Source organism: Oharaeibacter diazotrophicus (genome assembly GCF_004362745.1).
Taxonomy (GTDB): Bacteria; Pseudomonadota; Alphaproteobacteria; order Rhizobiales; family Pleomorphomonadaceae; genus Oharaeibacter; species Oharaeibacter diazotrophicus.
Map to the genome: position 1 here is coordinate 532164 of NZ_SNXY01000010.1, position 14072 is coordinate 546235.

At 72.3% G+C, this 14072-nt stretch carries 12 protein-coding genes; 9 read left to right on the forward strand and 3 right to left on the reverse strand.

The annotated features are described in order from the left end of the window. Nucleotides 1-94: 94 nt before the first annotated feature. Nucleotides 95-1126, reverse strand: coding sequence for a histone deacetylase family protein (locus EDD54_RS20080; protein WP_126538761.1), 1032 nt, complete (start codon nt 1124-1126; stop codon nt 95-97). A gap of 258 nt (nt 1127-1384) precedes the next feature. Between EDD54_RS20080 and EDD54_RS20085 the strand changes: the two genes are divergently transcribed. Then, on the forward strand, nt 1385-1810 hold the full coding sequence (locus EDD54_RS20085) for an organic hydroperoxide resistance protein (protein ID WP_126538759.1): 426 nt from the start codon (nt 1385-1387) through the stop codon (nt 1808-1810). Between the two features lie 61 nt (nt 1811-1871). Next, nucleotides 1872-2819 (forward strand): DUF6030 family protein, encoded by a 948-nt coding sequence (locus tag EDD54_RS20090; protein ID WP_126538757.1) that lies wholly within the window; start codon nt 1872-1874, stop codon nt 2817-2819. On the opposite strand, the gene EDD54_RS20095 is transcribed toward EDD54_RS20090, so the two are convergent. Next, entirely contained in the window at nt 2801-3583 is a 783-nt protein-coding gene (locus EDD54_RS20095) for a FadR/GntR family transcriptional regulator (RefSeq protein ID WP_126538755.1), read from the reverse strand. The genes EDD54_RS20090 and EDD54_RS20095 overlap by 19 nt on opposite strands. 82 nt (nt 3584-3665) lie before the next feature. Further along, nucleotides 3666-5189, reverse strand: coding sequence for a UxaA family hydrolase (locus tag EDD54_RS20100; RefSeq protein WP_126538749.1), 1524 nt, complete (start codon nt 5187-5189; stop codon nt 3666-3668). A 180-nt stretch (nt 5190-5369) separates the two neighbouring features. Between EDD54_RS20100 and EDD54_RS20105 the strand changes: the two genes are divergently transcribed. The 7 genes from EDD54_RS20105 to nirD all read left to right on the forward strand — a co-directional run bounded on the left by EDD54_RS20105 (nt 5370) and on the right by nirD (nt 14068). Beyond that, nucleotides 5370-5975 (forward strand): ANTAR domain-containing response regulator, encoded by a 606-nt coding sequence (locus EDD54_RS20105; RefSeq protein WP_425375006.1) that lies wholly within the window; start codon nt 5370-5372, stop codon nt 5973-5975. 167 nt (nt 5976-6142) lie between these two features. Next, complete coding sequence (locus EDD54_RS20110; RefSeq protein WP_245515827.1) at nt 6143-7354, forward strand: CmpA/NrtA family ABC transporter substrate-binding protein; 1212 nt, start codon at nt 6143-6145, stop codon at nt 7352-7354. Nucleotides 7355-7720: 366 nt separating this feature from the next. Then, nucleotides 7721-9028, forward strand: coding sequence for a CmpA/NrtA family ABC transporter substrate-binding protein (locus EDD54_RS20115; RefSeq protein ID WP_126538747.1), 1308 nt, complete (start codon nt 7721-7723; stop codon nt 9026-9028). A 525-nt stretch (nt 9029-9553) separates the two neighbouring features. Continuing rightward, on the forward strand, nt 9554-10447 hold the full coding sequence (ntrB, locus tag EDD54_RS20120; RefSeq protein WP_126538744.1) for a nitrate ABC transporter permease: 894 nt from the start codon (nt 9554-9556) through the stop codon (nt 10445-10447). A 14-nt stretch (nt 10448-10461) separates the two neighbouring features. Continuing rightward, a complete protein-coding gene (locus EDD54_RS20125) occupies nt 10462-11259 on the forward strand; it encodes an ABC transporter ATP-binding protein (RefSeq protein WP_126538742.1) in 798 nt (265 codons plus the stop codon). 11 nt (nt 11260-11270) lie between these two features. Then, nucleotides 11271-13715 carry a nitrite reductase large subunit NirB gene (gene nirB, locus EDD54_RS20130; protein WP_126538740.1) on the forward strand — a complete coding sequence of 815 codons (2445 nt, stop codon included), beginning with the start codon at nt 11271-11273 and terminating at the stop codon, nt 13713-13715. After that, nucleotides 13712-14068 carry a nitrite reductase small subunit NirD gene (nirD, locus tag EDD54_RS20135; RefSeq protein ID WP_126538738.1) on the forward strand — a complete coding sequence of 119 codons (357 nt, stop codon included), beginning with the start codon at nt 13712-13714 and terminating at the stop codon, nt 14066-14068. Before nirB ends, nirD begins: the two co-directional genes overlap by 4 nt. The last annotated feature ends 4 nt before the right edge of the window (nt 14069-14072 follow it).

Genomic DNA, 14072 nt, shown 5'->3' on the forward strand with positions numbered 1-14072 from the left:
AGTCGCGGTCTCGCGCGGCGGTCCATTCGACGCGGGACCGCCGCGCCGGGGCAGGGGGACCGGAGGCGCGGGCGCCCCCGGTTCCCCCGGGGACTCAGCGGCCCTCGAAGCCCTCGAGCACGCCGACCGCGTTGACGCCGATCTCCTCGACCGCGTAGCCGCCCTCCATCACGAACAGCGTGGGCAGGCCGAGCTTCTCGATGCGGGCGCCGATCTTCGGGTAGTCGGCCGTGGTCAGGCGGAAATGGCTGATCGGGTCGCGCTCGAAGGTGTCGACGCCGAGCGAGACCACGACGACGTCGGGGGCGTAGTCGGCGACGCGGCGGCAGCCGGCCTCGAGGGCGGCGCCCCAGTCGGTCCAGTCGGTGCCCCAGGGCAGCGGCAGATTGAGGTTGAAGCCCTCGCCGGCGCCGGCGCCGGTCTCGTCGGCGTAGCCGAGGAAGAAGGGATATTCGGTGGCCGGGTCGCCGTGGATGTTGACGACGAGCACGTCGGAGCGGCCGTAGAAGATCTCCTGGGTGCCGTTGCCGTGGTGGTAGTCGACGTCGAGCACGGCGACGCGGCCGGCGCCCTGGTCGAGGAACCACTGGGCGGCGACGGCGGCGTTGTTGATGTAGCAATAGCCGCCGCAGAAGGCCGAGCCGGCGTGGTGGCCGGGCGGACGGCAGAGCGCGAAGGCGGCGCGTTCGCCGCCCTTCACCAGCGTCGCGGCGGTGAGCGCGGTCTCGTAGGACGAGCGGATCGCGTCCCACGTGCCGGCTTGGAAGCCTGCGCCGGCGTCGAGCGAGTAGAAGCCGAGCAGGGCGTCGATCGATTCGGGGCGGCGGTCGTTGCGCAGGCCCTTGACCGGCCAGGTCATCGGCAGCGCCGTGGTGTGGCGGCCGGTGGCGGCCCACATGTCCCAGGCCTTGCCGAGGAACTCGACGTAGTCGGCGGCGTGGACGCGCAGCGCGGCGTCGAGCGTGAAGGACGACGGCGGCAGGATCGGCCCGAGCCCGACCGCCTCGGCGCGCGAGCGGACGTATTCGGCCCGGATCGGCTTCTCGAAGCCCGGCACCAGCGTGCCGCCCGCGACCTCCCAGTGGCCGGCGTGGCGCAGGTGGGTCGGGGAATAGATCGTCTTCATGATGCGCGTCGAACTCCACTGGACCGGACGGGAGGTCCGGAAACCGGACGAAGGCCCGGGAGTTGGACATGGGCCCCGCGCGGGCGTCAAGGGCGGCGGACCGCGGACGGTCGGCCGCCACGCGCGGTGCAGAAAATGATTGTGCACGATTTAAATGTACGCTATTGAAATCGGCGACGGCCGGGGTGCACCGGCCGGGACGACGAACGGCGGCGGCATCGCCCGCCGACCGGGACGCCAACACCAGGAGGACGATCGATGAAGGTGCTCTACACCGCCCACGCCACGGCCACCGGCGGCGGCCGCGAGGGTCACACCCGCTCGGACGACGGCAAGGTCGACTTCCAGCTGACGGTTCCCAAAGAGCTCGGCGGCCCCGGCGGCGGCGGCACCAACCCCGAGCAGCTGTTCGCCTCCGGTTATTCGGCCTGCTTCCTCGGCGCGCTGCGCTTCGTCGCCGGCAAGGAGAAGGTGAAGCTCCCCGACGACACCTCGGTGTCGGCCGACGTCGGCATCGGCGCCCGCGACGACGGTGCGGGCTTCGGTCTCGAGGTGACGCTGAACGTCTCCGTGCCGGGCTTCGACAAGGCCGAGGCCGAGGCGCTCGTCGCCAAGGCGCACGTGGTCTGCCCCTACAGCCACGCCACCATGGGCAACATTCCGGTGACGCTGAAGGTCGCCTGATCTTCGCTTCGCCAAATTTACGGGTAACGTGTCCGCCGAATCCCCCTCGGGAGGAGACGGCGTGACCACGATCGGCGGCGGCACGGAGGCGACGGAACCGGCGGAGACGCCGGCCGCCGCCCCCGTGCGCCGCACCGACCGCCGCATCCCGATCGCCGTCGGGGCCGCGGTCGTCGTGCTCGCCGCGGGCCTGACCGTCGCCAAGGTCGGCACCGACGCGGTCGTCGCCGTGTTCCACGGACTGGTCGAACTGGTGACGGAGCCGGCGCCGACGCCCCGCCACGTCGTCGCGCCCGCCGCGCCGCAGCCGGTGGTCGCGCCGGCGCGCGACGCCCTCGCCGACCTCCCGGAGGCGGTGCGCGCCGCGCTGATCGGCGCGCCGCCGACCGGCGACTTCACCTTCCGCTTCCAGCCCGGCCGCACCCCGCGCGAGATCTGCCGGGCGATGGACGCCGCCGGCCTCGCCAACCGCGGCTGGGCCAGAGCCACCGACGCCGGCTTCTTCGAGTGCATGTCGGAGCTGATGACGGTGCCGGGATCGAAGCCGGTGGCACGCACCGTCGCGGTCGACCCCGAGGCCGGTGGCACGGTGGACCTGCCGCCGCAGGCCTCGACGCTGTTCTTCGTCGCGCGCGGCCGCGGCGCCGAGGCGATCGACACGGTGCGCTTCAAGCTCAATCTCGACGACGCCTCGGTCGACGCCGCCGGCCGCCGGCTGCTCGCCGAGCGGATCGCCGACCTCGGCACGACGCTGTCGTGGCAGCCGCCCGAGGCGATGCTCGCCGCGATCCGCGACCACCGCAAATACGCCGCCGACGTGCGCGGCATCCACGTCGACGTCCACCCGGAGAGTGATCCGGTGAAGCGGGTCAACGTGGTGCTGGTGCTCGGCCGCCCGGCCAACCGGTTGCCGCCGGACCGCTTCGTCGCCCTGCCGCCGATGCCGGAGGAGCTCGCCCCGCCGCCCGAGCCGCCGCGGACCGCGCCGCTTCAGCCAGCGACGCCCTGAGACGCCGGCCGGTCGTCGCGCCCGCGCCCCGAGACGCGGGCGCCGGCGGCCGCCTGGAACAGGTCGAGGTAGCGCCGCCGGCTGGCGTCGAGATGGCGGCGCATGGCGTCGCGGGCCGCGGCGGGATCGGCGGCGGCGACGGCGTCGAGGATGGCGCGGTGCTCGGCCGTCAGCGCGTCGACGAAGGCGCGGCTCGCCGTGTAGGCCGGGGCTGCTTCGGCGACGAGGTCGCGCGGGATGGTGCGCCGGCCGAGCACGTCCAGCGTCTCGACGTAGAACGGGTTGCTGGTGGCGGCGGCGATGGCGCGGTGGAAGGCGAAGTCGGCGTCGCCGCTCGGCCGTCCCGCCTCGAGCTCGCCGACGAGGCCGGCGAAGGCCTCGCGGATCGCGGCCTCGCCGGCGGCGCTGCGGCGCTGGGCGGCGAGGGCGGCGGCCTCGATCTCGACCGCCATGCGGACCTCGAGCACGTCGAGCACGGCTGTCAGCCTGCCCGAGAGGTCGGCGACGGCGCCGGCGAGACCGGCGCCGGCCCGGGCGGTGACGAAGACGCCGGAGCCCTGGCGCGGCTCGACCAGACCGTCGGCGGCGAGCACGGCCACCGCCTCGCGCACCACCGAGCGCGACACCCCGAACTCCGCGACCAGCGCCGCCTCGGTCGGCAGGCGGGCGCCGGCGGCGAGGTCGCCGGACGCGACGCGGGCGCGCAGCGCCGTCAGCACCCGGTCGGCGCGCCGCGGCCGGCGCGCGAGGGCCGTGTCGGTCATCGCAGGGCCTCCCTTCGCGGTGGATGTCGAACCGCCGGCCCGCGCCCGCCCGGACGGGGCGGGGCGGTCGGCGGGGGCGGCGTCACATCACGGCGCCGACGTGCCATGGCACGAACTCGGCGTCGCCGTAGCCGAGGTCCTCCGAGCGGGTGTGCTCGCCGGAGGCGACCGCCAGCATCTTCTCGAAGATCTGCCGACCCTTCTCCTCCAGCGGCACGCCGTCGAGGACGTCGCCGCAGTTGACGTCCATGTCCTCGGTCATGCGGGCGTAGAGGTCGGAGTTGGTGGCGAGCTTCATCGAGGGCACCGGCTTGGCGCCGAAGGCCGAGCCGCGGCCGGTGGTGAAGGCGATCAGGTTGGCGCCCGACGCGATCTGACCGGTGGCCGAGACCGGGTCGTAGCCGGGCGAGTCCATGAACACGAAGCCGTCGGTGTCGATCGGCTCGGCGTATTCGTAGACGCCGCGCAGCGGCGAGGTGCCGCCCTTGGCGGCGGCGCCGAGCGACTTCTCGAGGATGGTGGTGAGGCCGCCGGCCTTGTTGCCGGGCGAGGGGTTGTTGTCCATCTCGCCGCCGTTCCTGGCGGTGTATTCCTCCCACCAGCGGATCCGCTCCATCAGCTTCTCGGCGATCTCGGGCGTCTCTGCGCGGGCGGCGAGCAGGTGCTCGGCACCGTAGATCTCCGGGGTCTCCGACAGGATCGCGGTGCCGCCCTGCGCGGCGAGCAGGTCGGCGGCGTAGCCGAGCGCCGGGTTGGCGGTGATGCCGGAATAGCCGTCCGAGCCGCCGCACTGCATGCCGACCACCAGCGCCGACGCCGGCACGGTCTCGCGGCGCACCGCGTTGGCGCGCGGCAGCATCTCGCGGACCACGCCGACGCCGGCCTCGATCGAGCGGCGGGTGCCGCCGGTGTCCTGGATCGTGAAGGAGCGGAAGTGGTCGCCCTCGACGATGCCGTAGCGCTCCTTGAGGCGCGGGATCTGGAACACCTCGCAGCCGAGCCCGACCAGCAGCACGCCGGCGAAGTTCGGGTGGCTGGCGTAGCCCCACTGGGTCCGCTCGATCAGGTCGTAGCCCTCGCCGCGGCCGGCCATGCCGCAGCCGTTGCCGTGGACCAGCGACACGACGCCGTCGACGTTGTCGTACTCCTCCAGGATGCCGGAGCGCTCGACCGCCTGGGCGATGTACTTGGCGACGGTGGCCGAGCAGTTCACCGAGGTGAGGATGCCGATGTAGTTGCGGGTGCCGACCTTGCCGTCGGCGCGGCGGAAGCCCTCGAAGGTGGCCGGCGGCAGCGTCGAGACGCGCTCGGCCGCCTCGCCGGCCTCGGCGTGGCGCTCGAAGTCGCGGACGCCGACGTTGTGGACGTGGACGTGGGCGCCGGGGACGATGTCGGCGGTGGCGAAACCGATGATCTGGCCGAACTTGACCACGGGTGCACCCTCGGGAATCGCCGCGGCGGCGATCTTGTGGCCCTTAGGCACCCGGGCCGCGGCGACGAGCCCGCCGTCGAGCGGGCGGCCGGCGTCGATCGGGTCGAGCGCGACCAGGACGTTGTCGGTCGGGTGCAGGCGCAGGGTGCGGGGCGTGCGGTCGGGGGCGTTCATCGGGGGAGCGTCTCGTTCGGGGTCCGTCCGGCCGTCCGGGGGACGGTGGTTCGGTCCTTCTACAAGTTTCCGCGGCCGGAGGCCAGGGTTGTCCGCTCTCTGGTAAAGTCATCGGACAACTCGGGTGGCGCAGGGGAGACGGGGCGGTGCCGGCACGGGGCTTGCATATGTTTTGCGCAGATGATGCGTCCCGTGCCCCCGTCCACACCCCCGATCAAGGTCGTCGTGATCGACGACAACCAGGTCCGCGCCACCATCCTCGAGGAGGGACTGCGCGAGGCCGGGGTGGTCGAGATCACCGTGCTCTCCGGGATGGCCAACCTCCTGAAGCGCATCGTCGCGGTCGATCCCGACGTGGTGATCATCGACCTCGAGAACCCGAGCCGCGACGTGCTCGAGCAGATGTTCCAGGTCAGCCGCGTCGTGCACCGGCCGGTGGCGATGTTCGTCGACCAGTCCGACCGCGCCATGATCGAAGCGGCGGTCGAGGCGGGCGTCTCGGCCTACGTGGTCGACGGGCTGAAGAAGGAGCGCGTCAAGGCGATCCTCGACATGGCGGTGAGCCGGTTCTCCGTGTTCTCCCGCCTGACCCGCGAACTCGACGCCGCCAAGAGCGAACTCGCCGAGCGCAAGCTGATCGAGCGCGCCAAGGGCATCCTGATGAAACATCGCGGGCTGAGCGAGGAGGAGGCGCACGCCGCGCTCCGCCGGACCGCGATGAACGAGAACAAGCGCATGGCCGAGATCGCCCAGAGCGTGATCACGGCCGCCCAACTGTTGGGCTGAGCGCGCCGCCGCGCTCGCCCGTCCCCCTTCGGCGCCGTGCCCGACGACGGGTGCGGCGTCCGCCGGCGACGATGCCGATCCACGCGCGGTGCCCGCCCGGGCGCCGCTGGCGCCACCGCGCCGGATCGGCCCCGTCCGACCGGCGTCCGTCCGGAGACTGGAACGCCGTGCTGGCCGACGACACACACGAGGGCGACGACCGCCGCGACACCGACGCCGGGGCCGAGGCCGCCGACGGCGGCGCGACGATCCGCGCCGGCTTCATCCCGCTGACCGACTGCGCGCCGCTGGCGGTCGCCGCCCGGCTCGGCTTCGCCGCCGCGGAGGGCGTGCGGATCGACCTCGTCCGCCAGACCTCCTGGGCCTCGCTGCGCGACCGCCTCGCCATCGGCCTGTTCGACGTGGCGCAGATGCTGGCGCCGATGCCGATCGCCGCCAATCTCGGCGTCGGCGGCATCCCCGAGCCGATGATCGTGCCGATGGCGCTGTCGCGCGGCGGCAACGCGATCACGGTCTCGACCGCGCTCTGGCGCGCGATGACGGCGGCGGGGGCTCGCCCCGGGGCCGGGCCGGCGGCGCTCGGCGCGGCGCTGCGCAAGGTGGTGCGCGCGGGCCGGCCGCCGATGACCTTCGGCATGGTCCACCCCTTCTCCGCCCACAACTACGCCCTGCGCTACTGGCTGTCGGCCTCCGGCATCGACCCCGACGCCGACGTCCGCCTCGTGGTGGTGCCGCCGCCCTATGCGGTCGAGGCGCTGGAGAGCGGGCAGGTCGACGGCTTCTGCGTCGGCGAACCGTGGAACACCGTCGCGGCGGCGCGCGGCGTCGGCGTGGTCGCGCTCGCCGCCTCGGAGATCTGGACGGCGAGCCCGTGCAAGGTGCTCGGCATGCGCGCGGCCTTCGCCGAGCGCCATCCCGCCCGCGCCGCGGCGCTGGTGCGCGCGCTGGTCCGCGCCGGCCGCTGGGCCGACGATCCCGCCAACCGCCGCCCCCTCGCCGAACTCCTCGCCGCGCCGGACCTCGTCGGCGCCGACGCCGGCCTGATCGAGGACGGCCTCGCCGGCCGCTTACCGGATCCGGCGGGCGCAGCGCCGCGCGCAGTGCCGGACTTCATCGCGTTCGCCGCCGGCGGCGCGACCTTCCCGCGCCGCGACCACGCGCTCTGGTTCTACGGTCAGATGGTGCGCTGGGGCCAGGTGCCGGCCTCCGCCGACGCCGAGCGCGCCGCGGCTGCGACCTACCGCCCGGACATCCACCGCGCCGCCCTCGCCGGTGCGGGGGAGGGCGAGCAGGAGGCCGTCGCGGTCGACGGCTTCTTCGACGGGCGGGTGTTCGATCCGGACGACGTCGCGGGTTACGTGGCGGGGTTCCGCGGCTGACGTGCCCGGACTGCCTGCGAATTGATCGCCGCCCGCGGATTGGGCGATCTGCCCAGGACGGGTGCCGGCGAATTGGGCGCTCGCGACCGCCATCCGGGGCGGCGCTACGCGGGCCGAGGCGGAAAACGGCGCCGGGACGGTCCGCCCGGCAGTTGGCACGGACCCTGCATTCATGTCCCTAAGTGCGCGCCAAAGACGGTCGCACCTTCCAGAGACATAAGCCCGAAGCCGGGCACCGAGCGACGCCGCCGATCCGAAGACAGCCCTGTGCGAGCAGGGCGACCTTCGTCGGCGGCGTTTTCGTTTTTGGCCCCCGCGCCACCGGCTTCCTCCGCCGGCCGCGCCAGACACGGACCCGAAGCGCCGATGACCGACGAGACCAGGGACCTCGCCGCCACTTCCCGCCGCGGCTTCCTCAAGAGTGCCGCCGCGACGGCCGGCACCGCCGCATTGTTCTCCGCCGTGAAGGCGGCCTTTCCCGGCGGCGCCTTCGCGGCCGGCGCCGGCCCCGAGGTGACGGGGACGAAGCTCGGCTTCATCGCCCTCACCGACGCCGCGCCGCTGATCGTGGCGAAGGAGAAGGGCCTGTTCGCCAAATACGGCCTGCCCGACATGGAGATCGTCAAGCAGGCCTCGTGGGGCGCGACGCGCGACAACCTCGTGCTCGGCACCGAGGGCGGCGGCATCGACGGCGCCCACATCCTGACGCCGATGCCCTACCTGATCTCGGCCGGCAAGGTGACGCAGAACGGTCAGCCGCTGAAGATGGCGATCGTCGCCCGCCTCAACCTCGACGCCCAGGGCATCTCGGTCGCCTCGTCCTACGCCGACCTGAAGGTCGGCGTCGACGCCGGCGCGCTCAAGGAGGCCTTCGCGAAAAAGAAGGCCGAGGGCACGCCCGCCAAGGTGGCGATGACCTTCCCCGGCGGCACCCACGACCTCTGGCTCCGCTACTGGCTCGCCGCCGGCGGCATCGACCCGGACAAGGACGTCGAGACCATCGTGGTGCCGCCTCCGCAGATGGTGGCGAACATGAAGGTCGGCACCATGGACGCCTTCTGCGTCGGCGAACCCTGGAACGCCCAGCTCGTCAACCAGGGCATCGGCTACACCGCCGCCAACACCGCCGAGATCTGGGCCCGTCACCCGGAGAAGTCGCTCGGCCTGCGCGCCGATTTCGTCGAGAAGAACCCGAAGGCGACGCAGGCGATCCTCCTGGCGGTGATGGAGGCCCAGATGTGGGCCGACGACATGGCCAACCGCGAGGAACTTGCCGGCATCGTCGCCAAGCGCGCCTGGTTCAACGTGCCGGCCAAGGACATCGTCGGCCGTCTCCAGGGGCGGTACGACTACGGCAACGGCAAGGTCGTCGAGGCGAGCCCGCACTTCATGAAGTTCTGGCGCGACGACGCCAGCTTCCCCTTCAAGAGCCACGACGCCTGGTTCCTCGCCGAGGACGTCCGCTGGGGCAAGTTCGAGCCGGAGACCGACATCGCCGCGCTGGTCGGCGAGGTCAACCGCGCCGACCTCTGGCGCGAGGCCGCCAAGACCCTCGGCGTCGCCGCCCCGGCGAGCGACAGCCGCGGCGTCGAGACCTTCTTCGACGGCAAGACCTTCGATCCCGCGGATCCCCGGAAGTACCTCGAGAGCCTGGAGATCAGGCGAGTGGGGTGATGGGGGCAGGGGGGCAGTAGGCAGTAGGCAGTAGGCAGTAGGGCTTCGGCAGTCGGCAATCGGACCGGATGCTTGTGGCGCGTCGAGGCCCGGGGCTTCCTGCCCTGCCTCTCCCTCCCCACCGCGTCCCCTCCCCCCTGGAGGGGGAGGGACAGGGAGAGGGGGATGGCGCCGAGGCCGGGGCTCCGCCCGGCTTCCGCGTCCGTCTCTCCCTCCCCACCGCGTCCCCTCGCCCCTTGTGGGAGAGGGACAGGGAGAGGGGTTGCCCCGGGCGCCGCGGCCGGAACGTCCGGCGCGGAGTCGCGTGGTGGAAGCCGAGGCGGCGTTTGCCCCCTCTCCCTGTCCCTCCCCCTCCAGGGGGGAGGGGACGATGAACGGGAAGGGTGCGGCTGTGGAACGGGTGCCGCCGGGGCGACGGCTAGCGCGAGACCGGGCGGTCGAAACCGCCGCCGCGGTGGCGGTATGTGGAACGGCCCGGGGGCGTGGGCTCCCGGGTGAGCAGGGATCCGAGGACGAGAGGCGACGATGTCGGCAGTGTCGAAGATGGTGGTGAAGCCGAACGCGCCCGGCGGGCGCTCGGCGACGGTGGTGGCCCTGCCGGTGAAGCGGGTGCCGCTCGCGGTGCGGGTGCGCGGATGGACGGCGTTCGCGGCGGCGCGGGTGCTGCCACCGCTGACGGTGCTGGCGGTGCTGCTGCTCGTCTGGGAGGTCGCCTGCTCGCATCCGGGTGCCAGCCTGCCGACGCCGACCCAGGTGATGAACGACAGCTGGGAACTGATCGCCCACCCGTTCTACGACAACGGCGGCACCGACAAGGGCCTCGGCTGGCACCTCTTCGCCTCGCTGAAGCGCGTCGCGCTCGGCTACGCCATTGCCGCCGCGGTCGGCATCGCGCTCGGCGTGCTGGTGGGGCAGTCGACCTTCGCCATGCGCGGCCTCGACCCGATCTTCCAGGTGCTGCGCACCGTGCCGCCGCTCGCCTGGCTGCCGCTGTCGCTGGCCGCCTTCCGCGACGGCGAGCCGTCGGCGATCTTCGTGATCTTCATCACCGCGGTCTGGCCGGTGATCATCAACACCGCCGTCGGCATCCGCAACATACCCGCCGACTACGTCAACGTCGCCCGCGTGATCCGGCTGAACGGCCTCGAGTATTTCGCCAAGATCATGCTGCCGGCGGCGGCGCCGTACATCTTCACCGGTCTTCGTATCGGCGTCGGTCTGTCCTGGCTCGCCATCGTGGCGGCCGAGATGCTGATCGGCGGCGTCGGCATCGGCTTCTTCATCTGGGACGCGTGGAACTCGTCCCTGATCTCCGACATCATCGTGGCGCTCGTCTACGTCGGCCTGACCGGGTTCGTCCTGGATCGGCTGGTCGCGGCGCTCGCCGTCCTCGTCACCCGCGGCGCCGCCACCAGCTGAAGGACCCGGCCCCAATGACCCGTCCCCATCTCGAGATCTCGGCGGTCGACAAGAGCTTCTCCCGCGGCGGTGTCGTCACGGAGGTGCTGAAGGGCGTGACCCTCGCCATCGCCAAGGGCGAGTTCGTCTCGATCATCGGCCATTCCGGCTGCGGCAAGTCCACGCTGCTCAACCTGATCGCCGGCCTGTCGCCGGTGAGCGCCGGCGGCATCTTCCTCGACGGCGTCGCCGTCGAGGCGCCCGGCCCGGACCGCGCCGTGGTGTTCCAGAACCACTCGCTGCTGCCGTGGCTGACCGTCGCCGAGAACGTGGCGCTCGCCGTCGACAAGGTATTCGCCGGCCGCAAGTCCCGCGCCGAGCGCGCCGAGTGGACGATGCACAACCTCGAGCTCGTCCACATGGGCCACGCCCGCGACAAGCGCCCCGGCGAGATCTCCGGCGGCATGAAGCAGCGCGTCGGCATCGCCCGGGCGCTCGCCATGGAGCCGAAGGTGCTGCTGCTCGACGAGCCCTTCGGCGCCCTCGACGCCCTGACCCGCGCCCACCTGCAGGATCAGGTGATGCAGATCCACGCCGACCTCGGCAACACCATGATCATGATCACCCACGACGTCGACGAGGCGGTGCTCCTGTCCGACCGCATCGTGATGCTGACCAACGGGCCGGCCGCCCGGATCGGCGAGGTGCTGGACGTGCCGCTCGCCCGGCCGCGCCGCCGGCTCGAGCTCGCGCAGGATCCGACCACGATCCGCTGCCGCTCGGCGGTGCTGAAATTCCTCTACGAACGCAACCGCTTCGTCGAAGCCGCGTGAGGAGATCGACCATGACCGCACGCAAGCTCCTCGTCGTCGGCAACGGCATGGCCGCGGGCCGGGTGCTCGAGACCCTGTTCGAGACCGCCCCCGGCGCCTACGACGTCACCGTGTTCAACGCCGAACCGCGCGTGAACTACAACCGCATCATGCTGTCGCCGGTGCTCTCCGGGGAGAAGACCTACGAGGACATCCTGATCCACGACGACGCGTGGTACGCGGCGAACGGGGTGGATCTCAGGAAGGGCGCCCGGGTCGACGCCGTCGATACCGCGGCCAAGACCGTCACCACCGCCGACGGCACCGTGCACGGCTACGACAAGCTGTTGATCGCCACCGGCTCCGGTCCGGTGATCATCCCGCTGCCGGGCCACCGCCTGCCCGGCGTCGTCACCTACCGCGACCTCGACGACGTCGACGCCATGGTGGCGGCGGCGCGCGCCGGCGGCCGGGCCGTGGTGATCGGCGGCGGCCTGCTCGGCCTCGAGGCGGCGGCGGGCCTGAAGGCCCGCGGCATGGACGTCACCGTGCTGCACCTGATGCCGACGCTGATGGAGCGCCAGCTCGATCCGGCCGGCGGCTACCTCCTGCAGAGGGCGATCGAGGACCGCGGCATCGAGGTGATCTGCAAGGCGAACACCGAGGCGATCCTCGGCACCGACCGGGTCGAGGGCGTGCGGCTCGCGGACGGCCGCGAGATCGCCTGCACGCTGGTGGTGATGGCGGTCGGCATCCGCCCGGCGACGGCGCTCGCCAAGGCGGCCGGCATCGCCGTCGCCCGCGGCGTCGTCGTCGACGACCAGATGCGCACCTCGGCGGCCGACGTGCTCGCCGTCGGCGAGTGCGTCGAGCACCGCGGCGCCTGCTACGGCCTCGTCGCCCCGCTCTACGAGATGGCCAAGGTGGCGGCGAAGACGCTTCTCGGCGAGGCTGCCGCCTACGAGGGCTCGGTGACCTCGACCAAGCTCAAGGTCACCGGCATCGACGTGTTCTCGGCCGGCGACTTCGCCGAGGGCGAGGGCCGGCAGGAGATCGTCTACCGCGCCCCCGGCGTCTACAAGCGCCTCGTGCTGAAGGACGACCGCCTGATCGGCGCCGTGCTCTACGGCGACACCGCCGACGGCGGCTGGTTCTTCGACCTCCTGCGCGGCGGCACCGAAGTCGCAGCCATGCGCGACACCCTGATCTTCGGACCCGCCTTCGCCGGAGCGGCCCCGCTGGACCCTACGGCGGCCGTTGCAGCCTTGCCGGATGACGCGCAGGTCTGCGGCTGCAACGGCGTCTGCAAGGGGACCATCGTCAAGGCGATCACGGACAAGGGCCTGACCGGGCTCGACGACGTCAGGGCGCATACCAAGGCGTCGGCGTCCTGCGGGTCCTGCACGCCGCTGGTGGAGAAGCTGCTCGTCGCCACCCTCGGCGGCGCCTATGCCGCCGCGGCGGTGCCGCCGATGTGCAAGTGCACCGACCTCGGCCACGACGAGGTGCGCCGGCTGATCGTCGCCAAGGAGCTGAAGTCGATCCCGGCGGTGATGCAGGAGCTCGGCTGGAAAACCTCATGCGGCTGCGCCAAGTGCCGGCCGGCGCTGAATTACTACCTGCTGTGCGACTGGCCGGGCGAATACGAGGACGACCAGCAGAGCCGCTTCGTCAACGAGCGCGTCCACGCCAACATCCAGAAGGACGGCACCTATTCGGTGGTGCCGCGGATGTGGGGCGGGCTCACCACCCCGGACGAATTGCGCGCCATCGCCGACGTCGCCGACAAGTTCAAGATCCCGACGGTGAAGGTCACCGGCGGCCAGCGCATCGACCTGCTCGGGGTGAAGAAGGAGGACCTGCCGGCGGTCTGGGCCGACCTTGGCAAGGCCGGGATGATCTCCGGCGCCGCCTACGCCAAGGGCCTCCGGACCGTGAAGACCTGCGTCGGCTCGGAATGGTGCCGCTTCGGCACCCAGGATTCCACCGGCCTCGGCGTCAAGCTCGAGAAGATGATGTGGGGCTCGTGGTCGCCGGCCAAGGTCAAGCTCGGCGTCTCCGGCTGCCCGCGCAACTGCGCCGAGGCGACCTGCAAGGACATCGGCATCGTCTGCGTCGACGCCGGCTACGAGATCCACTACGCCGGCGCCGCCGGGATGCACGTCAAGCAGACCGAGGTGCTGACGCTGGTCGCGACCGAGGCGGAGGCGATGGAGATCGTCGCGGCGCTGACCCAGCTCTACCGCGAGCAGGGCCGCTATCTCGAGCGGATCTACAAGTGGGCCGCCCGGGTCGGCGGGGACTCGATCCGCGCGGCCGTCGTCGACGACCTCGACAAGCGCCGGCACTACGCCGCCCGCTTCCACCATTCGCAGCGCTTCGCCCAGGTCGACCCCTGGGCCGAGCGGGTCGGTGGGCGCCACGCCCACGAGTTCGCGCCGATGGCGGCGCTCGGCATCGGGGAGGCGGCGGAATGAACGAGGCGACCGAGCATCTGGTGGCGGTCGGCCGCCTCGACGACATCCCGCGGCAGGGCGCCCGGGTGGTCCGCACCGCCTTCGGCGACCTCGCGGTGTTCCGCACTGCCGACGACGGCGTCTTCGCCCTGCGCAACGCCTGCCCGCACCGCGGCGGGCCGCTGTCCGAAGGCATCGTCCACGGCCGTTCGGTGACCTGCCCGCTGCACAACTGGGTGATCTCGCTCGAGACCGGCGAGGTCGAGGGACCGGATCACGGCTGCACGGCGGTGATCGGGGTGAGCGTCGCGGACGGCGTGGTGCGGCTCGACCTGTCGCGGCTCGCCGCGGCGATGGCGGTGGCGGCGGAATAGCCCC